General features: G+C 69.0%; 22 protein-coding genes. 6 read left to right on the forward strand and 16 right to left on the reverse strand.

What is annotated here, in order from left to right; translation table 11 throughout:
- Nucleotides 1-145 precede the first annotated feature (145 nt).
- Nucleotides 146-646, forward strand: a complete 501-nt coding sequence (locus tag OHB24_RS40655; RefSeq protein ID WP_442913943.1) for a TetR/AcrR family transcriptional regulator — start codon at nt 146-148, stop codon at nt 644-646.
- Here OHB24_RS40655 and OHB24_RS40660 read toward each other — a convergent pair.
- From OHB24_RS40660 to OHB24_RS40670, 3 genes are read right to left on the reverse strand one after another with little or no spacing between them, the layout of a single operon-like run.
- Complete coding sequence (locus OHB24_RS40660) at nt 635-1,870, reverse strand: hypothetical protein (RefSeq protein ID WP_327636300.1); 1,236 nt, start codon at nt 1,868-1,870, stop codon at nt 635-637. The two genes, OHB24_RS40655 and OHB24_RS40660, sit on opposite strands and share 12 nt — an antisense overlap.
- On the reverse strand, nt 1,867-2,310 hold the full coding sequence (locus OHB24_RS40665; protein ID WP_327636301.1) for a sigma factor-like helix-turn-helix DNA-binding protein: 444 nt from the start codon (nt 2,308-2,310) through the stop codon (nt 1,867-1,869). The genes OHB24_RS40660 and OHB24_RS40665 overlap by 4 nt, the downstream gene beginning before the upstream one ends.
- A 27-nt stretch (nt 2,311-2,337) precedes the next feature.
- Entirely contained in the window at nt 2,338-3,285 is a 948-nt protein-coding gene (locus OHB24_RS40670; RefSeq protein ID WP_327636302.1) for an NAD(P)/FAD-dependent oxidoreductase, read from the reverse strand.
- Between the two features lie 89 nt (nt 3,286-3,374).
- Between OHB24_RS40670 and OHB24_RS40675 the strand changes: the two genes are divergently transcribed.
- Both OHB24_RS40675 and OHB24_RS40680 read left to right on the forward strand, forming a co-directional pair.
- Nucleotides 3,375-3,950 (forward strand): helix-turn-helix domain-containing protein, encoded by a 576-nt coding sequence (locus tag OHB24_RS40675; RefSeq protein ID WP_130387638.1) that lies wholly within the window; start codon nt 3,375-3,377, stop codon nt 3,948-3,950.
- A gap of 11 nt (nt 3,951-3,961) precedes the next feature.
- Entirely contained in the window at nt 3,962-4,930 is a 969-nt protein-coding gene (locus OHB24_RS40680) for an asparaginase (protein ID WP_327636303.1), read from the forward strand.
- On the opposite strand, the gene OHB24_RS40685 is transcribed toward OHB24_RS40680, so the two are convergent.
- Genes OHB24_RS40685 through OHB24_RS40715 form a run of 7 tightly spaced genes read right to left on the reverse strand, consistent with a single transcriptional unit; the run spans nt 4,927 to nt 13,444 of the window.
- Nucleotides 4,927-6,138: an RNA polymerase sigma factor gene (locus OHB24_RS40685; protein ID WP_327636304.1), complete on the reverse strand. Its 1,212-nt coding sequence runs from the start codon at nt 6,136-6,138 to the stop codon at nt 4,927-4,929. The genes OHB24_RS40680 and OHB24_RS40685 overlap by 4 nt on opposite strands.
- Nucleotides 6,116-6,523, reverse strand: a complete 408-nt coding sequence (locus OHB24_RS40690; RefSeq protein WP_327636305.1) for a YciI family protein — start codon at nt 6,521-6,523, stop codon at nt 6,116-6,118. The genes OHB24_RS40685 and OHB24_RS40690 overlap by 23 nt, the downstream gene beginning before the upstream one ends.
- A 60-nt stretch (nt 6,524-6,583) precedes the next feature.
- Nucleotides 6,584-7,771 (reverse strand): signal recognition particle-docking protein FtsY, encoded by a 1,188-nt coding sequence (ftsY, locus tag OHB24_RS40695; RefSeq protein ID WP_327636306.1) that lies wholly within the window; start codon nt 7,769-7,771, stop codon nt 6,584-6,586.
- A gap of 43 nt (nt 7,772-7,814) precedes the next feature.
- Nucleotides 7,815-9,428, reverse strand: coding sequence for a thiol reductant ABC exporter subunit CydC (gene cydC, locus OHB24_RS40700; RefSeq protein WP_327636307.1), 1,614 nt, complete (start codon nt 9,426-9,428; stop codon nt 7,815-7,817).
- Nucleotides 9,425-11,050, reverse strand: coding sequence for a thiol reductant ABC exporter subunit CydD (gene cydD, locus OHB24_RS40705; RefSeq protein WP_327636308.1), 1,626 nt, complete (start codon nt 11,048-11,050; stop codon nt 9,425-9,427). The genes cydC and cydD overlap by 4 nt, the downstream gene beginning before the upstream one ends.
- Complete coding sequence (gene cydB / locus OHB24_RS40710; RefSeq protein ID WP_327636309.1) at nt 11,047-12,030, reverse strand: cytochrome d ubiquinol oxidase subunit II; 984 nt, start codon at nt 12,028-12,030, stop codon at nt 11,047-11,049. The genes cydD and cydB overlap by 4 nt, the downstream gene beginning before the upstream one ends.
- A gap of 10 nt (nt 12,031-12,040) precedes the next feature.
- Nucleotides 12,041-13,444, reverse strand: a complete 1,404-nt coding sequence (locus OHB24_RS40715; protein WP_327636310.1) for a cytochrome ubiquinol oxidase subunit I — start codon at nt 13,442-13,444, stop codon at nt 12,041-12,043.
- A gap of 83 nt (nt 13,445-13,527) precedes the next feature.
- Between OHB24_RS40715 and OHB24_RS40720 the strand changes: the two genes are divergently transcribed.
- Both OHB24_RS40720 and OHB24_RS40725 read left to right on the forward strand, forming a co-directional pair.
- Nucleotides 13,528-13,920 carry a BlaI/MecI/CopY family transcriptional regulator gene (locus OHB24_RS40720; protein ID WP_327636311.1) on the forward strand — a complete coding sequence of 131 codons (393 nt, stop codon included), beginning with the start codon at nt 13,528-13,530 and terminating at the stop codon, nt 13,918-13,920.
- Nucleotides 13,917-14,822 (forward strand): M56 family metallopeptidase, encoded by a 906-nt coding sequence (locus OHB24_RS40725; protein ID WP_327636312.1) that lies wholly within the window; start codon nt 13,917-13,919, stop codon nt 14,820-14,822. The genes OHB24_RS40720 and OHB24_RS40725 overlap by 4 nt, the downstream gene beginning before the upstream one ends.
- On the opposite strand, the gene OHB24_RS40730 is transcribed toward OHB24_RS40725, so the two are convergent.
- The 5 genes from OHB24_RS40730 to OHB24_RS40750 all read right to left on the reverse strand — a co-directional run bounded on the left by OHB24_RS40730 (nt 14,815) and on the right by OHB24_RS40750 (nt 18,450).
- Nucleotides 14,815-15,378, reverse strand: a complete 564-nt coding sequence (locus OHB24_RS40730; protein ID WP_327636313.1) for a dihydrofolate reductase family protein — start codon at nt 15,376-15,378, stop codon at nt 14,815-14,817. The genes OHB24_RS40725 and OHB24_RS40730 overlap by 8 nt on opposite strands.
- A 148-nt stretch (nt 15,379-15,526) precedes the next feature.
- On the reverse strand, nt 15,527-16,618 hold the full coding sequence (locus OHB24_RS40735) for a threonine aldolase family protein (protein WP_327636314.1): 1,092 nt from the start codon (nt 16,616-16,618) through the stop codon (nt 15,527-15,529).
- 30 nt (nt 16,619-16,648) lie between these two features.
- Nucleotides 16,649-17,335 (reverse strand): anti-sigma factor family protein, encoded by a 687-nt coding sequence (locus tag OHB24_RS40740; protein ID WP_327636315.1) that lies wholly within the window; start codon nt 17,333-17,335, stop codon nt 16,649-16,651.
- Nucleotides 17,328-17,861, reverse strand: a complete 534-nt coding sequence (locus tag OHB24_RS40745) for a sigma-70 family RNA polymerase sigma factor (protein ID WP_327636316.1) — start codon at nt 17,859-17,861, stop codon at nt 17,328-17,330. Before OHB24_RS40745 ends, OHB24_RS40740 begins: the two co-directional genes overlap by 8 nt.
- Before the next feature lie 55 nt (nt 17,862-17,916).
- On the reverse strand, nt 17,917-18,450 hold the full coding sequence (locus OHB24_RS40750) for a COG4315 family predicted lipoprotein (RefSeq protein ID WP_327636317.1): 534 nt from the start codon (nt 18,448-18,450) through the stop codon (nt 17,917-17,919).
- Between the two features lie 87 nt (nt 18,451-18,537).
- Between OHB24_RS40750 and OHB24_RS40755 the strand changes: the two genes are divergently transcribed.
- A complete protein-coding gene (locus OHB24_RS40755; RefSeq protein ID WP_327636319.1) occupies nt 18,538-18,861 on the forward strand; it encodes a nuclear transport factor 2 family protein in 324 nt (107 codons plus the stop codon).
- A gap of 33 nt (nt 18,862-18,894) precedes the next feature.
- Here OHB24_RS40755 and smc read toward each other — a convergent pair whose 3' ends face one another.
- Nucleotides 18,895-22,452 carry a chromosome segregation protein SMC gene (gene smc / locus OHB24_RS40760; RefSeq protein ID WP_327641167.1) on the reverse strand — a complete coding sequence of 1,186 codons (3,558 nt, stop codon included), beginning with the start codon at nt 22,450-22,452 and terminating at the stop codon, nt 18,895-18,897.
- Nucleotides 22,453-22,601: the final 149 nt, after the last annotated feature.

Consider the following 22,601-nt stretch of genomic DNA (forward strand, 5'->3'; position numbering starts at 1 on the left):
ACTGCACCCGTCCGAGCTGGGGAACAACGAAATGGAGCCGAACCACGGGGTGAGGCCGCGCCGCGGCAGACCACGGGACCCGGAAGCGGAGCCGAGGATCCGCAGGTACGCCGTGCAGTTGCTGCTGGAGCGGGGATTCGAAGGAATGACAGTGGACGACGTCGCCGAGGCCGCGGGGGTCGGCAAGGCGACGATCTACCGGCGGTGGGCCAGCAAGGAGCTGCTCGCCAACGACGCAATGGCCGATTTGTTCGACCTGGAGATCCCGGACGCGGACACCGGCTCGATCGCGGGAGACCTGCGCCAGATCTACCGCGTCGCGCTGACGTTCGCGAACAGCGAGTACGGCCGGGCGATGATTCGCCTGGCGGTCTCGGAGGCGAACCGCGACGAGCGGTCCGCCGCGATCTACCGAGGTGTACTGGAACGCCGGATCGAGCTCACCCGGCAAGCACTTGAGCGCGCACGGGCGCGTGGCGAACCGATCAAGAGCACCGCGGACCCGGTGCTGATGGTCGAGTGGATGGCCGGGGTGTTCGTGATCCGAGCCCTGACCGGACAGCCGATGCCGCCGCCCGAGGATGCCGATCGCCTGGCCGACATCACTCTGCGCGCAGTACTCGAGTTGCCTGTCTCAGAGCCGTAGTCCGGGGCCCAGAGCCACCTGGTCGACGCGCATCTCGGTGACGCGCCGGACCCGTCCGCTGTCGAGGTTCCAGGCCAAGACCCAGCCGTGGACCCGAAACAGCACGTTGTTGTCGTCGTACCAGCCGAGTACGACGCAGCAGCCTGTCTCACGTACGAACGGATGATCCCCCGCCCCCTCGAAGGTCGGGGGATTGTCCTGTGGTTCGCCGAGCACCAGCAGCCGGCTGGGCACCGTCCGCAGCGTGGAGATCGCGGCCAGCACCTGAGGCTGCGACACCCTCGTCGGAACCTCCGGGAGCTTCTCCGCGACGAAGACGCGGGCGGCGGCGGAGTTCGACGACATCGTCTGGCCCTGCCAGGACCGGACCGGCAGGGTGAGAGGACTGTCCTCCATCCACTGGCCGTTGAACAGGTACCGCATCACGGCGCCCGTCTGGACCCGGTACGGCGACGTGGCCTCGTTCGGGTCGTTCGTCGCGGAGACCTGGACCACCGCCTGCTCTCCGTCACCGCCTTCTCCGACGAGCACCTGGTAGGCGGCGCCCGGTCCGCTGACCAGCACGCGCTGCCGGTCCTCGACCCACGACACGCTGCTGAACTCACCTTCAGGCAGCGGGAAGCGTGAGATCTCGGCCGTCGACGCGTTCACTGTGACAAGCTCGCCCGGCTGCGGGAACGCGACGGTCCGGCCGTCCGGAGCGACTGCTCCCGGGCTGAGGGGCAGCTCGCCGCCGACTGCGACGAGGCCGACGTCGGCCCGCGCCCAGGACCCGTCCCCGCCGAGCAGCACCGGTGCGTAACGGTCACCCTGCTTCACCAGAACGACCGCCGCGACGCTCTCCAGAGTGTGCTTCGCCAGTGGACGGACCTTGTCCGGCAACTCCAGCCGATCGCCGAGCGGTGTCGCGAGCCGGTCGAGGAAGCGCTCACTGCCCGGCGGCGGGGCGACCCAGAAGTCGATCCCGCTGATCCTGCCGGACGGTTCGACGTACCCGGGCGGATTCGTCGGGGGTGTGATGTCGGCGTTGCCCGACGTACCCGCCTCGATCAGGATCGACGCAACGATCGCCAGCACAAGGAAGGCGATCGCGCTGATCACGACGGTACGGCGCCGACGGCGACTCGTCCTCACCCCGGCTGCCCACGCTGCGTCGGCCAGTTCAGGCTCCGGTAGCTGGTCGGCCGCCTGGAGCAGCAGGGGCTGCACGTCCTCCCGTCTCATCGGGCATCACGCCAGTCCCCCGCGCCCAGCGCCGTACGGAAGTGGCCGAAGGCGCTCATCCCGTGGGCGTGTACGGCGGTGTGCGACAGACCGAGCAGCTCGGACACCTCGAACTCGGTCAGCTCCTCGAGGTGCAGCAGCACGAACACCGTGCGTTGTGCGGGCGTCAGCTCGGCCAGTGCTCGCTTCACTGGGTCTTGCTCGTCAGGGAACGGTTTCGCCCGGTTCCACGGCCGCATGGCCGGCTGGTAGAGCTGGCGCTGGACGAAGGCGTCCGGGTCGTCCACCCTGGTCCAGCGCACGGACAGCTGCGTGAAGGCGCGCAGCAGTAGCTCTTCGGCTCGGTGTATGTCGCCGTACACGAGGTACGCCGTACGGAGCCATCTGCCCTGCCGCGCATCGACGAACGAGGCGAAGTCCGGGTCGACCGTGTCGTGCATCCACCCTCCCGGCCTCTATTCAACTCCTCAACTACTGCGCGCTGCTACTGCCAGACGCGTCTCTTCGGTGATCAGATCGAAGTTGATGCCTCCAGCAGCCGCCAATCCGGCCGCTGCGGACGGCATGACCTGCGCCATCGGGTTGCTGACGTTGCCGGCTGCGAAAACACCAGGGACCTGCGTGGCGCCCCTGGCGTCGGCCTGGACCGCAGTACCGACCTCTACTCCGTTCGCCTCCACCAGAGTGGTCTCCAGACCCAGGTCGGCCAGGAAGCCGGCACGCGCCCGTACGGTGGTCTGAATCGCCAGTGCCTGCCGCGGAACGACCGTGCCGCCCTCCAGCCGTACACCGGTGATCCGGTCGTCCGTGACCTCGACCTGCTCGACCTTGCCTTGTACTACGGAGATTCCGCGCGCAGCCAGCTCCTCCCACTGCTCCTCGGTCGGCTCCGGCGCAGTGTGCAGGAACAGCGTCACGTCGTCACTCAGCTGCCGGAACAGCTGCACCTGGTGCATCGCCATGGAACTGGTCGCGAGCACACCGATGGCCTGGTCCTGCACCTCCCAGCCGTGGCAGTACGGGCAATGCACTACGTCCTTCCCCCACCGCTCCGCCAGCCCAGGTACGTCGGGCAGCACGTCAGACAGCCCTGTCGTCACCAGCAGTCGCCTGCTCCGGTACGTCGTACCGTCGGCCAACTCGACCGTGAACCCATCGTCGTCGCGCCGGGCCGTCGTCACGGTGCCGTCGACGAACTCACCGCCGTACCCCTGCACCTCCTGGCGGCCGAGCGCGTAGATCTCCCCGGGCGGTACGCCGTCACGCGTCAGGAAGTTGTGCACACCGTCGGCGGGCGCGTTGCGCGGCGTACCGTCGTCGATCACCAGCACCGACCGGCGGAACCGGACCAGCGCCAGCGCCCCGCTCAGCCCGGCCGCGCCGCCGCCGATCACGATCACGTCGTACTTCGTCATGTCTGGACTCCCCTGTTCTCAGCTCTGTTCTCAGCGTCTGAACCGAGGATGCGTCGTGATTTTCATTTTCGACAAGTATTGTTGCCGGTATGGCAAACGACGAGGACGTTCTCGAATCGGTCGGACCGCGGCTGCGGGCGCTCCGGAGCGAGCGTGGCACGACGCTGGCCCAGCTGTCCGAGACGACCGGCATCTCGGTCAGCACGCTGTCCAGACTGGAGTCCGGGCAGCGCAGGCCGACGCTGGAGCTGCTACTGCCGCTGGCCAGGGCGCACCAGGTGCAGCTGGACGAACTGGTGGACGCGCCCCCGACCGGAGACCCGCGGATCTACCAGAAGCCGATCAAGCGCCACGGCACCATTCACGTCCCGCTGAGCCGGCGCCCGGGCGGCCTGCAGGCGTTCAAACAGATCCTGCCGGCGGGCTATCCGGGCAACGACGTGGTGCAGAAGACCCACGAGGGCTACGACTGGTTCTACGTGCTGTCGGGCCGGATCCGGCTGAAGCTCGGTGACCAGGACTTCATCGTCAAGGAGGGTGAGGCGGTCGAGTTCGACTGCCGGGTGCCGCACTGGTTCTCCAATCCCGGGCCTGGACCGACCGAGGTGCTATGTCTTTACGGCCCGCAGGGGGAGCGGATGCACGTCAGAGCCCGCACTACTTGAGGAGAGACCTAGTGAGCGTCGCGTTGTTCACGCTGGGCGGGACCATCTCGATGGCCGGTACCCGTCGCCTTACCGGTGACGACCTCACCGCCGCGATGCCCGGGCTCACTGGGCCGTCGGGGCTCGGCCATGCGGTCGAGATCCAGGACATCGAGAAGGTTCCCAGCGCCAACCTGACGGCCGCCAAGCTGCTCGAGGTCGTCGACGCCGCCTCCAAGGCCGTCGCCGCCGGAGCCGTGGGCGTCGTCGTCACCCAGGGAACCGACACCCTGGAAGAGAGCGCCTTCCTGGCCGACCTGGTCTGGCCGCACCCGCAGCCGCTCGTGTTCACCGGTGCGATGCGCAACCCGACACTGGCCGGTCCCGACGGCCCTGCGAACCTGCTGGCCGCGCTGCGGGTCGCCTGCTCCCCCGCGGCACGTGACCTGGGCGCACTGGTCGTCTTCAAGGAAGAGATCCACGCGGCCCGCTGGGTGCGCAAGACGCACAGCACGAGTACGGCGACGTTCGTGTCACCGAACACCGGTCCGATCGGTCACGTCGTCGAAGACCAGGTCCGCGTGCTCACGCGCCCGCTGCGGCTGGACGGCGTACAAGGCAGTGCTGAGCCTGCTGAGCTCGACAACATCCATGTCGCGCTCTACACCGTCACGCTGGACGACGACGGTCTGCTGCTGCAGGGCCTGGCCGACACACACCAGGGGCTCGTTGTTGCCGGGTACGGCGTTGGGCACGTGCCAGCCGCGCTAGCACCCGTTCTCGGCGAGTTGGCGACCCGGATGCCGGTCGTCCTCACGTCACGGACCGGCGCCGGCTCGGTCGTCCGCAACACCTACCACTCCCCCGGCTCGGAGGCCGACCTGTTGCAGCGCGGCCTGATCGACGGCGGGTTCCTCGACCCGTACAAGGCGCGCGTCCTGCTCCGGTTGCTCCTGGCAACGGACGACGACCTCGCCGCGGCGTTCGCGCAGTACTGCTAGCTGAGCGACGCGGCCTTGGTCATCAGGTAGTCGCGCTCCGGCAAGCTCGTCGTACCGCGGGCCGCCGCCCGGAAGTGCTCGGCGGCGGTCTCGTGGTCGCCGCGCATCTCGTAGAGGTGACCGCGGGTGGCGTCGAGGCGGTAGTGGCCGGACAGTTCGTCGTCCAGCGGTGCGAGGAGCTTCAGGCCGGCGTCCGGTCCGTCCACCATCGCGGCGGCGATCGCCCGGTTGAGCTTCACCATCGGGTTGCCGGACAGGTCTTCGAGGAGGCCGTACAGCCCAAGGATCTGCGGCCAGTCGGTGTCCTCGGCGCGGTCGACCTCATCGTGCAGGGCGGCGATCGCTGCCTGGATCTGGTACTCGCCCAGCGGAGGCGTGTTGAACGCCTCGACCGCGAGCGCCACGCCTTCTGTGACGGCGTCGTGGTCCCACAGCGACCTGTCCTGCTCTGCGAGCGGGATGATCTCCCCGCCCTTACCGGTCCGCGCCGTGCGCCGGGCGTCGGTCAACAGCATCAGAGCGAGCAGTCCGGTGACCTGTCCGTCATCCGGCAGCTGAGTCCGGACGGCGCGAGTCAGGCGGATCGCCTCACTGGAGAGGTCGCTGCGGTGCAGCTCCGGACCACTGGTGCTGGTGTAGCCCTCGTTGAACATCAGGTACAGCACGTGCAGCACGTTGCGCAGCCGGTCCGGATCGGCGTCCAGCTCGAAGCTGGAGCCCTTGAGCTTCGACTTCGCCCGGCTGATGCGCTGCGCCATCGTTGCCTCAGGCACGAGGTACGCCGTGGCGATCTCGGCTGTGGTGAGGCCTCCGACCGCCCGCAGCGTCAGTGCGATCGCAGAGGCCGGTGTGAGCGTCGGGTGGCAGCACAGGAACAGCAGCCGGAGCGTGTCGTCGTGCTCCTCGACCTCACCGGCCGGCACCTCCCGCACGGCCGCCCGCTCCTCGCGGCGTCGGCGGGCCTGCTGCTGGCGGACCTCGTCGATCAGCCGCCGTGAGGCCGTCTGGATCAGCCAGCTCTTCGGATTGTCCGGCCGGCCGTCCCGCGGCCAAGTGGTCGCTGCTGCGAGCAGGGCCTCCTGGACCGCGTCCTCGGCCGCTGCGAAGTCACCGGACCAGCGCACGACGGCGCCGAGGACCCGCGGCGTCAACTCCCGCAGCAGGTCCTCGAGCTCGCCGTCCGGTTCAGAAGTCGTGGAGATCGGCATCCGACTCCATGACGCGGCGGACCTCGATCGGTTGCTCGAGCGGTACGCCGCCGGGACCGGGTGCGGCGGACTGCCACGCCGCGATCTCGTAGGCCCGCTCCTCCGACTCCACGTCGATCATCGTGTAGCCGGCCAGGACTTCCTTCGACTCGGCGTACGGACCGTCCGTCAGCACCGGCGCGGTCACGCTGGTCGCCCGCACCACCTTGGCGTGCGACGGCCAGGTCAGCCCCTGGACCTCGACCAGCTCGCCGCTCTTCCGCAGTCGCTCGATGCCCTCGCCGAGGTGGTCCATGTGGGCCTTCATGTCGGCCTCGTCCCACTCCAGCATCGGGGTGTCGCTGTTACCGCCATCCATGTTCATCAGCAGCATGAACTTGGTCATCAGGGTCTCCTCCTTGTTGAGCCTTTACCCGGAGACGGAGCCGTTGCTGGGTTCTCTACATCAATCCAGCAGTGCGTCGACGAATTCTTCGGGCTCGAACGGAGCCAGGTCGTCCGGACCCTCGCCGAGGCCGACGAGCTTGACCGGTACGCCGAGTTCGCGCTGCACCGCGATCACGATGCCGCCCTTCGCCGTACCGTCCAGCTTGGTCAGGACCAGGCCGGTGACGTTGATGACCTCTGCGAACACCCGGGCCTGCGTGAGGCCGTTCTGGCCTGTGGTGGCGTCGATGACGAGTAGGACCTCGTCCACCTCGGCGGACTTCTCGATGACCCGTTTCACCTTGCCGAGCTCGTCCATCAGGCCGGTCTTGGTGTGCAGGCGGCCGGCGGTGTCGACCAGGACGACGTCCGCCTCCTCCTCGATGCCCTGCTTGACCGCGTCGAACGCGATGCTGGCCGGGTCACCGCCCTCGGGTCCCCGGACGGTGCGGGCACCGACCCGCTCTCCCCAGGTCTGCAGCTGATCCGCAGCGGCTGCACGGAAGGTGTCGGCGGCGCCGAGGACGACGTGCTTGTCCTCGGCGATCAATACCCGGGCCAGCCGGCCGACGGTCGTGGTCTTGCCGGTGCCGTTCACGCCGACCATCAGGATGACGGCAGGCTGCCCGTCCTTGCGGCTCACCTTCAGCGAGCGGTCCAGCGACGGGTCGACCAGCGCCACCAGCTCCTCGCGGAGGACCTCCCGGGCCTGGGCGGCGCCGACGCCTTCGACCCGCATCCGGGTGCGCAGCTTCTCGACCAGCTCCTGCGTGGGCGTCACACCGACGTCCGCGGTGATGAGCGTGGTCTCGATGTCCTCCCACGCCTCCTCGTCGAGCTTGTCGCGGGAGAGCAGCGCGAGCAGCCCCTTGCCGAGGGAGCCCTGCGAACGCGCCAGCCGGGCGCGGAGCCGGACCAGCCGGCCCTGCGCGGACTCGGGCTTCTCGACCGTCTCGGCGGCCGCGGGCTCCGGTAGCTCGGCGTCCTCCAGCGTGCGGGTCGGGGTGTCCCGCGGTTCCTCGGCGTCCTCACCGACCTTCGGCTCGGCGGCCTCCACCGCGGGCTTGGTGGCCTCCGACGGCAGCTCGGGGCGCCGGCGCCGCGCGACGACCAGGCCGGTGGTTCCGACGACCAGAACGACCGCGATGACCACGACGATCGTGATGAGAGCCTGGTCGGTGAGCAGAGAAACGAGCAGTGAGGTCACGGTTCCCCATCTTGACAGACGCCCGGCCCGCCGCCCGCATTTGTCATGTCAGGCAAACCAGTTGTCGCGGTACGTGAGGAGGCACCAACTCCGGGCGATGAGTGAGCAGAACCACGGTCCGGTCGCCCGCCGCCGCGAAGAGGTCTGAGAGCAGCGCCCGGCCGGTCTCCTCGTCCAGGTGCTCGGTCGGCTCGTCGAGCACCAGTACGTCGCGGTCGGCCAGCAGCAGCCGTGCGAAGGCGAGCCTCTGGCGCTCACCACCCGACAGCCGCGCACCGTGCTCCCCGACCATGGTGTCGAGGCCCTCCGGCAGCTTCTCGACGAGCAGACCGAGCCGGGCCCGGTAGAGCGCCTTCCACACCTGCAGGTCGCTGACACCGGGCTTCGCAAGCAGCAGGTTCTCCCGGATGCTCGTGTCGAACACGTGGCTCTCCTGGGTCAGCAACCCGACAACGGACCGCACCTGGTCGCCTTCGAGCCTGGCCAGGTCCACACCGTCGAGCAGCACCTCTCCCCCGCGTGGCTCGAGGAACCGGAGCAGTACCGAGGCCAGCGTGCTCTTGCCCGAGCCGCTCGGGCCGGTGATCACCACACGGCTCCCGGCCGGCATGTGCAGGCTGAGTCCATCCAGTACGTCGGGGCCGTCGTACCCGGCTCGCAGCAGGTTCACCTGCAAGTCGCGTCCGGTTGGGAGTGGCAGCGGGCTGGTCGGCTCGGTGACCGGCGCGGGGGTGTCTACGAGTTCCTGGACTCTGTCGAGCGACGCCCGTACCCGGATGGCCAGTTGGGCGGCTGCCGGGATTCCGCCGAGTACATCGGCCAGGGCGAGCGGGGTGAGGACGAGTACGGCGAAGACCGCACCGGTGATGTTCGCCGTACTACCGAGGACCAAGGCGGCCACGCTGGCACCGCCGACGCACAGGACGAGCAGTGCGCTGCCTAGGCCGGCGCTCCAGGCAGACCGGCGTTCGGCGGCGGCCAGGTGCGCGTCGCGGCGGCTGAAGTCGTCCAGGACCGCGTCGATCGCGTTGAACGCGACCACATCGGCTGCGGTGAGCAGAGACTCGGTGGTGGTGGCTGCGACGTCACCACGGGCACCAGCGAGGTTGCGCTCGGCTCGCGCGGCGGAATGGGCAGTCAGCCACGGTACGACGGTGCACGCGATCAGGACCGCCACCGCGACGGCGGCACCGGCCGCTGGAAGCAGTAGCGCGAGGAGGCCCACCGTGGCGGCTGCTGTGACAGTTGCGACCGCGACGGGCAGGAGGACTCGCAACCAGAGGTCGAGGACCGCGTCCACGTCCAGCACGAGCCGGGCGAGCAGATCGCCCTTCCGCTGCGAACCGAGCGGTGCGACCTTCTCCAGACGCCCAGTGATGCGAGCACGGGTCTCCCCCAGCACCCGGTACGCCGCATCGTGTCCGACGAGCCGTTCGACGTACCGGAAGAAGCCTCGCCCGACACCGAAGGCGCGCACTGCGACGATCGGGACCATCAGCAACAGCACAGGCGGTTGTGCCGAGGCCGCTGTGATCAGCCAGGCAGACGTGGCGAGCAAGGCGACAGCCGACCCGGCAGCCGCCACACCCAGCACGAGCGCTAACCACAGCCGCCACATCACGCCGCGCTGCGGTCGAGCTAACTCAAGGCTCTTCATGCGTTCACCAACTCTCGGGCGCCTACGGTGACTGTGCGGTCGGCTGCTGCGATCAGGGCTGGGCGGTGGGCGACCATGAGAACCGTGCGACCGCTGGAGCGCAGGCCGGTGATGACTGTGGCTTCTGTGTCGGCGTCGAGGCCGGCTGTCGGTTCGTCGAGCAGCAGCACCGGGGCGTCGGTGAGGAGCGCCCGAGCGAGCGCGACCCGGCGTTGCTGACCGCCCGAGAGTTGCTGGCCCTGCTCCCCAACCGGCTTGTCGAGAGGCAAGTCGGCCGCGCCCGCCGCCAGGAGCGCCAAGCGGACCTGGTCGTCGGACGCATCCGGCCGGCCCAGCCGGACGTTGTCGGCCACGGTCCCCAGCCGCAGACCGGGACGCTGCGGCACCCAAGCGAACTGTCGCCGCCACTCCACCGGATCGAACTCGTCCGCTGCACTGCCAGCCGCGACAACCACACCACGCTCCGGCTCGACGAACCCGAGCAGTACAGCCAGCGCCGTCGACTTCCCGGCGCCACTCGGCCCGGTCAGCGCCACCACCTCCCCCGGCCGCAACTCCAGATCGAACCCCTCCAGCGCCGGCACGTCCCGCCCCGGGTAGGTCACTGTCACGTCGTACAGGTACAGCGGACTCACCCGAAGATCCGGTACGTCGGTGCGCTCACCACGTGCGGGCAGTGGCGTCTCCAGCACGCGGAACACCTCCTCGCTCGCCGCAACCCCGTCAGCGCTCGCGTGGAACTGCATGCCGACCTGCCGCAACGGCAGGTACGCCTCCGGTGCCAGGATCAGCACCATCAACGCGGTCTCGAGCCCGAGTTTCCCGTCGACCAGCCGAAGACCGACGCCCACAGCGACCAGTGCGACCGACAAGCTCGCCAACAGCTCCAACGCGAACGACGACAGGAACGCCAGCCGCAGACTCCCCATCGACGCAGCGCGGTGCTGGTCGGTAACCCGTCGTACGGCGGGCTCCTGCGACTTCGCGCGGCCGAACAGCTTCAGTGTGGTCAGTCCGCTGACCACATCCGCGAAGTGATGCGCCAGCACAGACAGCGCGTGCTGACGCTGCCGGCTGCGCGCCTGAGTCACCCAGCCGATCAGGGCCATGAAGATCGGGATCAGCGGCAGTGTGATCAGTACGGTCCCAGCAGCAATCAGGTCACCGGTCGCCATCCAGCCGATCACGCCGGCCGGCACAGTGGAGGCCAGGACGAGCTGTGGCAAGTAGCGGGCGAAGTACGGGTCCAGGTCGTCCAGGCCCTTTGTCAGCAGGGTTGTCAGCGCACTGCTGCGTTCACCACTCAGCCAGACCGGCCCGAGCTTCAGCGAGTGCTCCAGCACCTGCCGCCGCAGCGTGGACTTCACGGCGGCTGCTGCGCGTTGTGCGACCACCTCCTGCGCCCACACCAGTAGCGCCCGGCCCGCAACGACTGCAGCCAAACCCCAAGCCACGGCAGTCACCTCGCTGCCTCGCAGTACGACGCCGGCGATGCCGTGTGCGAGCAGCACCGCCTGCACGATGATCAGCGCGCCGCTAAGAACGCCGATCAGGACAGACGCCGCCAAGAAGACCCGGGCACCACGGGCGCGCTTGAGCAGCCGCGGGTCGAGCGGCTTCATGCGACCACGACCCGCTTGCGGAAGACCCAGTACGTCCACCCCTGGTACAGCAGTACCAGCGGCATGAAGATCGCGGTGATGATCGTCATCGCCTTCAACGTGTACGCCGAGGACGCTGCCTCGACCACAGTCAGCGTCGACCCCGGATCGAGCGTGGACGGCATCACGTCCGGGAAGAGCGCGACGAACAACGACACCACAGCCAGTCCGATCGCGAGCGTCGTACCGACGAAGGCCCAGCCCTCGCGGCGCAGGAGGTTCGCGACCAGGCCGCCGGCGAACGCGACGACCGCGCCGATCGTCACGACGACCGAGACGGTGTCGCCGCGCAACGCCTGCGCCCAGGCGAGGAACGCGATCGTCAGCACCGCGGCGACGGCCCCGGTGCGGGTGGCGAGCCGGTTGGCGCGAGCGCGCAGGTCGTCGGTGGTCCGCAACGCGAGGAAGATCGCGCCGTGGGTGACGAACACCGCGACGAAGGTCAGGCCGCCGAGCAGCGCGAACGGGTTGAGCAGCGTCCCGAGGCCGCCGACGTACTCGTGGTCGGCGTCCAGCGGCACACCGCGCACGATGTTGCCGAAGGCAACGCCCCAGAGCAGCGCCGGCAGCACCGACCCGACGACGATCATCGCGTCCATCCGCGCGCGCCACTCCGGATCGTCCCGCTTGCCGCGGTACTCGAGCGCGACGCCGCGCACGATCAGCCCCACCAGGATCGCGAACAACGGCAGGTAGAACCCGCTGAACAGCGTCGCGTACCACTCCGGGAACGCCGCGAACGTGGCCGCGCCGGCCATGATCAGCCAGACCTCGTTGCCGTCCCAGACCGGACCGATCGTGCTGATCGCGGCCCGTCGTTCGGGCTCGTTCCGGCCCAGCACGCGGTACAGCATCCCGACTCCGAAGTCGAAGCCCTCGAGTACGAAGTACCCGGTCCACAGCGTCGCGATCGCGACGAACCATACAGTCGTCAGTTCCATCAGACGCCCCTCAGTACGCGAACGACAGTGGTTTGTCGGGCTGATCCGGCGCTGGGTCCGGCGGCGCGTCCGTCCCGGCCAGGCCGCCCCGGATCGTCCGCAGCAGCAGCTTGGTCTCGACCACCGCGAGTACGCCGTACAACGCGGTGAACCCGACCAAGGACGTGATCACCTCGCCGCTCGTCGTACTGGGCGAGACACCCGACGCTGTCGGCAACAGACCGAACACCAGCCATGGCTGCCGACCGGTCTCGGTGAAGATCCAGCCGAACGTGTTCGCCGCCAGCGGCAGCAACGGCAACGGAGCCGCCAGCCAGACCATCCAGCGGGTAGGAGCTCGGCCGCGACGCGTGGTCCACAGCAGCCACAGCGCGATCGCGGCGGACGCCATCCCGACGCCGATCATCAGCCGGAAGGTCCAGTAGGTCAGGGGGATGTTCGGTTTGTACGACCCCGGTCCGTACAACTGCTCGTAGGCGTCCTGGAGCGAGTTGATGCCCTTCACCTCACCGTCGAAGTGCCCGGTGGCGAGGAAGGACAGCAGGTACGGCAGCTTGATCGAGAAGATCTCCTTCGAACCGTCCAGCGTGCCGACGGTGAACACCGAGAACGAGGCCGGCTTCTCGGTCTCGTACAGCGCCTCGGCCGCGGCCATCTTCATCGGCTGCACCTCGGTCATCACCTTGCCCTGCAGGTCGCCGCTGATCGCGACCCCGACGCTGGCCACCAGGACGACGGACGCGCCGATCTTCAAAGCCGACCGGAACACGTCCTTGTCGACCATGGGACGCCGGACCAGATGCCACAACGCGACACCGGCCACGAACGCACCGCCGACCATGAACGCGGCGAAGATCGTGTGCGGAAAGGTCACCAGCACGACCTTGTTGGTCAGCACCGCCCAGAGGTCCGTCAGCTCCGCGCGACCACGATCGGCGTTGTAGCGGAAGCCGACCGGGTTCTGCATCCACGAGTTGGCCGCGAGGATGAAGTACGCCGACAGTTGCGTGCCGAGCACCACCATCCAGATGCACCCCAGGTGCACCAGGCGAGGCAGCCGGTCCCAGCCGAAGATCCACAGGCCGATGAACGTCGACTCGAGGAAGAACGCGAGCAGGCCCTCGAGCGCCAGCGGGGCGCCGAACACGTCGCCGACGAACCGCGAGTAGTCGCTCCAGTTCATCCCGAACTGGAACTCCTGCACCAGGCCGGTGACGACGCCCATCGCGATGTTGATCAGGAACAGCTTCCCGTAGAACTTCGTCAGCCGGAGGTACTTCTCCTTCCCGGTCCGGTACCAGGCAGTCTGCAGGCCGGCGGTGATCGCGACCAGCGAGATCGTCACCGGCACGAAGAAGAAGTGGTACACGGTGGTGATCGCGAACTGCCACCGCGCCAGATCCAGGGTGTCCATCGGAAGGCCTCCCCAGCCCATCTACGACGTGTCGTAGTAGATGCTAGCGCGGATCTACTACGACGTGTAGTTATACTGGTCACGTGGCGAGTGAGGAGAAGGGCCCACGCCCCCTGGGCGACCTGGAACGGCTGGTGATGGAGCAGCTGTGGGCGGCGCCGGCCGCGCTGACCGTGCGTGAGGTGCTCGAGCGGCTGTCCGTCACCCGTGAGCTTGCCTACACCACCGTCATGACCGTTCTGGACCGGCTGGCGAAGAAGAAGCTGACCGAGCGCGAGCGCGACGGCAAGGCCTGGCGCTACCGCGCCGCCGCGCCACGCGAGGAGCTGGCAGCCGACCTGATGCGGGACGCGCTAGACCGTGCGGGCGACCGGCGCGAGGCTCTCGTCCGTTTCGTCGGCCAGGTGTCCGATGAGGAAGCGGCACTGCTCCGCGAGGCCCTGTCCAAGCTGGACGATCAGGAGCAGACGGGGTGACCACCCCGGTCCTGCTGGCCGTTCTGGCGCTGGTACTCACCGGCCCGGCACCGGCGCTGCTGGCTCGTTCCGACTGGCCCTACCGGGTCCCTCGCGCCGCAGTCATCCTGTGGCAGGCGATCGCACTGGCCGCCGTACTGGCTGCGCTGGGTGCTGGTATCGCGTTGTCCTACTCGATTGCTGGCCGCCCTGGTGAGCCACGGTTCGATCCGTCGTCGGCACGCGACCTCGTGGCCGCAGCGATCCTCGCCATGGTCGCGCTGGTCGTGGTGCGACTGCTGTGGGCGATCGGACGGGTAGCGATCGGCACGCGGGCACGGCGCAAGCGGCACCGCGACCTGGTCGACGTACTGGCCACACCGGACGGGCTGATCCCAGGACTCCGGGTGCTGGCGGAGGAGACGCCGCTGGCCTACTGCCTGCCGGCGCTGCGTGGCGCGCGGGTTGTCGTCTCCGTTGGCGCGTTGGACCGGCTGGACGACAGTGAGCTGAAGGCTGTCCTCGCACACGAGCAGGCGCACCTGCGAGCACGGCACGACCTGGTGCTGGAGGAGTTCACCGCGCTGCACCACGCGTTCCCACGCTGGGTACGCAGTGACGTAGCGCTGGAGCAGGCACGCACTCTGGTCGAACTGCTCGCCGACGACGACGCTCGCCGCCGCAACGGTCCACGTCCACTGGCGCGCGCCCTGGTCGCTCTTGCCGGTTCACCCGCACCAGAGGCTGCCCTGGCCGCAGCCAAGTCCGCCACGGTCCTGAGAGTGCAACGCCTGGCCGGACCGGCGGCCAACGAGTCCACGCTGTCCGCTGTCACGTACGCCGCGGCGGCCGCGCTCCTGATCCTTCCGACGATCACCATCGCCGCACCGATCGTGAAGGCGATCGTCGACGCAGTCAGCTAGCCGCCGGACGGTATCGCACCAGTACGCCGCCTGCACCCCACGGACGCGCCTCGATCAGCTCCAGGCCCACCGGCGAGCCGCCGGACGGGAACGCGCTCCTGCCCACCCCCAGCAGCACCGGGCAGATCCGCAGCTGCACCTCGTCGACCAGCCCGGCCCGCAGCAACGACTGAAACAGCGTGATGCTGCCCCACAGGATGATGTCCTTGCCGGTCTGCTCAGCCTTCAGCGCCCGCACCGCGTCCAGGTCCCGGACCACCAGACCAGGCTCGTACCGACCCCACGGCGCGCTCTGCAGCGTCGTCGACACGACGACCAGCCGCAGCGCGTTGAGCCTCTCGGCGATCGGCTCGTCGGCCGACGCCTCGGTCGGCCAGAACCCCGCGAACAACCGGTACGTCTCGGCGCCCAGCAGCATCGTGTCGACACTCTCGAGCAGTTCGAGGTTGTCGTAGTCCGGATGCGAGCCGATCGCGTCGAAGAACTCCAGTCCGCCGTCCGGCCCCGCGGCGTACCCGTCGAGCGTCACGTACTCCTGGAAGATCAGCCGCCTCATCCAGCGAGGCTACCCGAAATGCTTCCCCTCACCCCGTGCTACAGCCAGGAGCACCAGCCCCGACAGAACCAGCAGAACAACCATCGTCACAACGAATGTCAGCACTTCTCTCCCCGGATCCCCACACCCAACACAGTGCCTGACGTTCTCAGCGCACCAGAAGTTCCCCGAACGCCTTGGCGATCTCGTCGACCTGCCACTCCAGCGACGCCGGCGTCATCACCAGCTCGATCCACGACCACCCGGGTACGTCGGCCGGCTGCCACGGACCGCACAGCGACTCGTGCGTCCGCTCCATCCGCTCGACCGCGGCCTGCTCGATCGACTCTGCGGCACGCGGCGCGTAGACCCGGAACGAGTTGGTGTGCGGCGGCTCCGGGAAGACGCGGAAGCCTTCGCTCTGCAAGGCCCTTGCGACCTCGACGGCCCGCTGGTGCAGGTCGCCCATCAACGGCAGTACCGTCCGGAGTCCGTTGCGCGCGGACACGGCGTACGGGAAGAGCGAGTACAGGTTGCCGCCGAGGCGCCGCTGCCACCGCCGTACCTCTGCGATCACGTCCTCGGGCCCGGCGAGCGCTGCACCGCTGATGCCGCCCAGCACCTTGTAGAACGACACGTACACCGTCGACGCCAGCGCTGCGATCTCAGCCAGGCTGTGCTCCAGGTACGGCGTGCTTTCCCACAGCCGCGCGCCGTCCAGGTGCAGCGGTACGCCGCGCTCCGCACAGGACTCGGAGAACACGACCAGCTCGTCCCAGGTCGGCAGCACGAACCCCGCATCGCGCAGCGGCAGCTCCAACGTCACCGCAGCCAGCTTGCCCGGGATCGCGGCCAACTCGTCCGGCCGCGGCTGACGCGGTTCTGACGTCAGCCGCTCGATGCGCAGGTGGTGCACCTCTTCCAGCGGGTTCAGCTCGTGCACCAGTAGATGCGCGAGCCCGTGGACCGCTACCCGGCTCGTGCCCGCGCGGTCGGCGTACACCCGCAGCACGCCCTGCTGGGCCAGGATGCCGGTCGGCAGGAACACCGCGGCCGGCTTGCCCAGCAGCTCGGCCACTTCCTGCTCCAGCGCGGCTACCTCACCACCGTTGCCGTAGACATCGACCAGATCGTCGGTTGCGACCTCTGCAAGGTGACGCAGCCGCTCCGCGGCGGTCACCCGCCGCTGGGTCAGCCAGCGCTCACAGTTGTCCGCCGCGTTCTTCCGCCGCTCTCGCAGGTCCTCGGAGGTAGTAGCCACTGCTCCATCCTCTCGCGTCCCGCAACGGGGTTAGATCTTGGCCGTCACCACATGCTTTCCCTGCACGGTCCTGATCTCCACCGAACGCACCTGGTCGGGCGGAACCAGCACACCGCCGCCGAACGCACTCCCGCTCTTCGCTGCCTTCTCCGACACCAGCCAACTGCCCGCTACCCAGCTCGCGCCGGACTTGTCGGTGATGACCATCTCGCACTGGTCACCGGCCTTCAGACCGCTCACGTTCACCCTCACCCAGGTCCAGCCGGCCCGTGGCTCAACCGTGGCGTCCATGCTGGCACCAGTGGTCGCGTCCGTCGTCGTGACCTGCCTGGAGCCTGCGACCGGCTGATCGGCGTCCGGTGCAGTAGACCGGCCGAGTACGACGCCTCCGCCGAGCGCTCCAGCCACCACGACAACCGCAGCCGCGATCATCAACCAACGCGAGCGCCGCTTGGGCTTGGCCTGGGGCTCCTCTACGTGGGGCTCCCGGACCTCCCGCAGCGTGCGCTGCAGCAACAGGTCACCGCCCTCGGGCGGTCCCTCCAGGAACGCCTCCGGTGGCACCTCTCCCAGGAAGTCCTTCATCTCGATCAGCTCAGCAAGCTCCTCGCGGCACTCCGCACAGGTCGCCAGGTGCTCGTCGACAGCCCCTGCCTCCGCCGGCTCCAGAGCGCCCAGGGCGTAGGCGCCCAGCTGCGTACGATCGTGCTCACTCATAGGACACCTCCGCTGAACTCCCTGCCATCACCGCGCGCAGAGCTCGGAGGGCGTAGTACGAACGCGATTTCACGGTACCGGGTGGAACACCCAGCTCTTTGGCAGCCTCCGCGACCGACCGGCCGCGGTAGTACAGCTGCACGAGTACTTCACGGTGCTCGGGCGACACCTTGTCCAGCGCGTCCATCACCACCATGGTGTTCACCACGGACTCGGAGTGGTCCCCGGTGACCGGTGGCCTGTCCACCACGTCCGCCACCTCGGTCGGGCGGACTGCACGAGCACGTGCCCGGTCAGTGACCAGGTTGCGCGCCACCGTCAGCAGCCAGCCCCGCACCGACCCTCTGCCGCTCGTCAGGTCGTCCGCATGCTTCCAGGCCCGCAGAAGGGTCTCCTGTACGACGTCCTCCGCTGCGGCCCGGTCTCCGGTGAGACGGGTCGCGTACGCGAGCAGGCTGCGGCCGTGCTCGGCGTACAGCGCTCGGATCAGGGACTCGGCGTCGTGCGGCCCTGGGTTGTCAGCCACCGACCGCACGATACCGGGATCAGCGGGCGCCCACACCACGGCGGCACCAACCAGATCAGTAACCGTCACCATTGCCGGAACCAGCCGGCTTGGCGGTGATCTTCTGACCGTCCGCACCGACGACCCACCAGACACCGCCGACCGCCTGGCCTTTGGCCTCGCCGGCCGCGCTGTCGCTGGCGAACAGGTACAGCGGCAGCCCCTTGATGGCCAGCTGCTTGCTGCCGTCCGCGCGGGTGACGGTGCTGACCAAGGACGCGTCGATGCCCTCCAGTTGCGGCGTACCGTCACCGGCCGGCACCACCGGCCACTTGGCGAGGCAGTCGCCCGAGCAGTTCGACGTACCGGAGGTGTCCTTGTCGAACACGTACACGGTCCGTCCGTTGCCGTCGACAACGATGTTGCCGAAGTCGCCGACCGTCGCGGTCGCCAGTTTCACGGCGGCAGCGCCCGACGAACTGCTCGCCGAACTGCTCGCCGAAGGCGCCGAGGCCGCCGGCGAGTCGTCACTGCCGCACGCAGTCAGCCCGGACACCCCGAGCACACCAACGGCCAACCCACTCATCACACGCTTCGTCAAAGACTTCATCACAGGCTCCTCGGTCGGGTCGGAACGTCACCCGCCACACGTGCCGATTCGCCGATCGGTTCAAAGACGAGGGATATCGTCGTTCGCATGAGCCAAGAGATTCCCGCAGCGATCCAGCGCGCGCTCGACGCGATCGACGCCCTGGACAACGACGCGTTCGTGGCGGCGTTCGCCGCGGACGGCTACGTGAACGACTGGGGCCGCGAGTTCCGCGGCCACGACCGGATCCGCTCCTGGAGCGACAACGAGCTGATCGGCAAACGCGTCACCTTCACCGGCACCCAGGTCACCACCCCAGGCAACCCCCTGACGATCCTCACCCAGGTAGGCGGCGACGGCTTCAACGGCCCGTCCCACTTCACCTTCGAAACCATCAACGACGAACTCGCCTCGATGACCATCACGGCCTGATCGGCCGCTCGACAGCTCCGAGCCCGACAGGTCCTAGACCGGTTCGGGTTCGCGGATGCGTTGAGAGATGACGGCGGAGACGCCGTCGCCGCGCATGGTGACGCCGTAGAGCGCGTCGGCGACCTCCATGGTGCGCTTCTGGTGGGTGATGACCAGGAGCTGGCTGTTCTCGCGGAGTTCCTCGTAGATCTCCAGGAGGCGGCCGAGGTTGGTGTCGTCCAGCGCGGCCTCGACCTCGTCGAGGATGTAGAACGGCGACGGGCGGGCCTTGAACAGCGCGACCAGGAACGCGACCGCGACCAGCGAACGCTCGCCACCGGACAGCAGCGACAGCCGCTTGACCTTCTTGCCCGGCGGGCGGGCCTCGACGTCGATGCCGGTCGCGAGCATGTCGTCGGGGTCGGTCAGCACGAGCCGGCCCTCGCCACCCGGGAACAGCCGGCTGAAGACGTGCTCGAACGCGATCTCGACGTCGCGGTACGCCTGGGTGAAGACCTGCTCGACCCGGTCGTCGACCTCCTTGACGATGTCCATCAGGTCACGCCGGGACTTCCGCAGGTCTTCCAGCTGTTCGGAGAGGAACTTGTGCCGCTCCTCCATCGCCTCGAACTCCTCGAGCGCGAGCGGGTTGATCTTGCCGAGCTGGTTCAGCGCACGCTCGGCCTGCTTGAGCCGCTTCTCGACCTTGGTCCGGTTGAACGGCTCGGCCTCGAGCTCCAAGGTGTCGTCCTGTGAAGGCACCGGCGGCACCAGCTTGTCCGGTCCGTACTCCGTGACGAGTGCGTCAACCTCGATACCGAGCTCGCCGAGCGCCTTCTCGTACAGCTGCTCCAGGCGCATCTTCTGCTCGGCCCGGGCCAGCGCGTCCCGGTGCACGGTGTTCGTGAGCTGCTCCAGGTCGGAGCTGAGGTTCCGCGTCGCCGACCGTGCCTGCGCAAGCGCCTGCTCCCGGTCGGCCCGCTGCGCCTGAATCGCCGCCCGCTCGGACGCCGCCAGCTGCAGCGACGACTCCAGCCGCGCCAACACGTGACCAGCAGCCAGGTGTACGGCGTTCGCCGCCTCGGCCTGCCGCGCCCGGCGTGCCGCCCGCGCGATCGACCGTGCCCGCGCCTCGCGCTCCTGCCGGGCCGCGCGCTCCAGCGAGTCCGCGCGACCGGACAGCGCCCGGGCCCGCTCCTCGGTGGTCCGCAGCGCCAGCCGCGCCTCCATCTCGGCCGCACGCCCGGCCTTGGCCTCCTCGGCCAGCCGGTCGCGCTGCGACGTGTCGGGCTCGTCGCCGTCCTCGTCGAACATTTCGGCGTCCGTCAGCCGCTCTTCGAGCTCGGCCAGACCGGACAGGTTCCGATCGCGCTCCTCCTCGGCGGCCGCGATCGCCTCGGCCATCCGCTCCGCCTCGCCGCGGGACGCCTTCGCCAGCGACCCGAAGTGCCCCAGCTGCTCGGCCACCGCAGCCATCGACGCGTCCGACTCGTGCAGCCGGGCCAGCGTGATCTCGACGGACTCCTTCTGGCGGCTCCGCTCGTCCTCCAGGCCCTGCAGCTCGAACCGCAGCCGCTCGCTCCGCGCCGTCGCCTCGGTCAGCTTCTCCGACGCCTCGTCGACCGCGGACTGCACCTCGATGAGGCTGGGTGCCGCATCCGACCCGCCGTACGCGAAATGCGCCCCGAGTACGTCGCCGACACGCGTCGTACACGTGACGTCGGGCAGGTTCCGTAGCAGGGACCGTGCCGCGTCCACGTCGTCGACCACCGCGACCTTGCGCAGCAGCCGCCGCAGGGCGGGCCGCAGGGTCTCCGGGCATTCCACGACGTCGACGGCGTACGACGCTCCGTACGGCAGCGCGGGCCACATCGCATAGTCGTCGGCCGGGGCGTCGCCGAGAAGCATCCCGGCGCGGCCGAGGTCGTGCTCCTTGAGGTGGCCGACGGCGTGCAGCGCAGCGTCGGTGTGGGTGACGGCAACCGCGTCCGCAGCCTCACCGAGCGCTGCGGCGATCGCGGTCTCGTACCCGGACCGGACGCTCAGCAGAGCGGCGACCGAGCCCATCAGCCCGTTGACCTGCTCCGAGGCGGCCAGCAGCGCGCCGGCCCCGTCCTTACGGTTCAGACCGAGCTCGAGGGCTTCCTTGCGGGCGGCGAGACCGGTGCGCTCACGCTCGGCGTCGCGCTCCTCGGCCCGCAGCTTCGCCAGCCGCTCGTCCATCTCGTCGAGCACTGCCTGGGCAGCCTCGTACTGGTCGTCGAGGCCCTTTTCGCCCGCATCCAGCCCGGCGACCTGGGTCTCCAGCGCGGTGAAGTCGTGCTGCGCCTTCGCGGCGCGCTGCTCGGCCTCGCTCCGGTTGCTGGCGAGCCGGCCGATCTCGGACTCGGCGGCGGCCGCGCGGCTCTTCAGCGCGTTCACCTGGCCGGTCAGCCGGGCGAGTCCTTCGCGGCGGTCCGCCGCGGCCCGGATCAGCGCCGAGATCCGGCGCTCCTCCTCGGACTCCTGGGCTTCCAGTTGCTGGCGGCGCTCGACGGACTCGGCGAGCAGCTCGGAATGCGCCTCGACCTCGGCCTCGATCTGCGCCTCGGTCTCGCGGACCCGGGCCGCTTCCAGTTCGAGCTCCTCGGGATCCCGCCCCGAGCGCGGGCCGTCCTCAGCCTCGTCGTTCAGCGAGCGGATCCGGTCCGCCGCGATCCGCGCCGTACCTTTGATCTTCTCGCCGAAGCCGGACAGCTGGTACCAGGTGTCCTGAGCGGCCTGCAGGGCCGGCGCGTCCTCGCGGAGCGCCTCCTCCAGTTCGGCCTCGAGCTCGCGGGCCTCGTGCAGCTTCGCCTCGGTCTCGGTACGCCGCTGCGTGAGCGCGGCCTCGTCCCGCAGCTCCGCCTCGAGCGCGGACTGCGCCTGCACGATGTCGTCGGCGAGCAGCCGCGCGCGGCCGTCCCGGACCTCCGCCTGGATCGTCACCGCCCGGCGCGCCACCTCCGCCTGGCGCCCGAGCGGCTTCAACTGACGGCGGATCTCCTGGATCAGGTCCCCGAGCCGGTGCAGGTTGCCCTCGGTGGCCTCCAGCTTCCGGATCGCCTTTTCCTTGCGCTTGCGGTGCTTCAGGACGCCGGCGGCCTCCTCGACGAACCCGCGGCGGCCTTCCGGCGTGGCGCGCAGGATCGAGTCCAGCTGGCCCTGACCGACGATGACGTGCATCTCGCGGCCGATACCGGAGTCGCTGAGCAGCTCCTGGACGTCGAGCAGGCGGCAGTTCTGGCCGTTGATCTGGTAGTCGGACCCGCCGTTGCGGAACATCGTCCGGCTGATCGTCACCTCGGCGTACTCGATCGGCAGCGCGCCGTCGGTGTTGTCGATGGTGAGCACCACCTCGGCGCGGCCCAGCGGGGCGCGGCCGGAGGTGCCGGCGAAGATGACGTCCTCCATCTTGCCGCCGCGCAGCGACTTGGCGCCCTGCTCACCCATCACCCAGGCCAGCGCGTCGACGACGTTGGACTTGCCGGAGCCGTTCGGCCCGACGATGCAGGTGATGCCTGGTTCGAAGTTCATCGTCGTCGCGGACGCGAACGACTTGAAGCCCCGGAGCGTCATGCTCTTCAGGTACAAGGCGAAGCTCTCCAACCCGTGAAAGGACAGACGGTACCGAAGGAACCGCCGTAGCTGAACGTCACGCTGCCGCTACCCGGGGGAAGGTGTTCCGCTTCGCAGTCTACAAAGAGATCCGCGTAAACCAGCGGAGGCCAGGCCGTTGAGAG

Origin of the sequence: Kribbella sp. NBC_00482 (genome assembly GCF_036013725.1) — a bacterium.
Lineage (GTDB): Bacteria > Actinomycetota > Actinomycetes > Propionibacteriales > Kribbellaceae > Kribbella.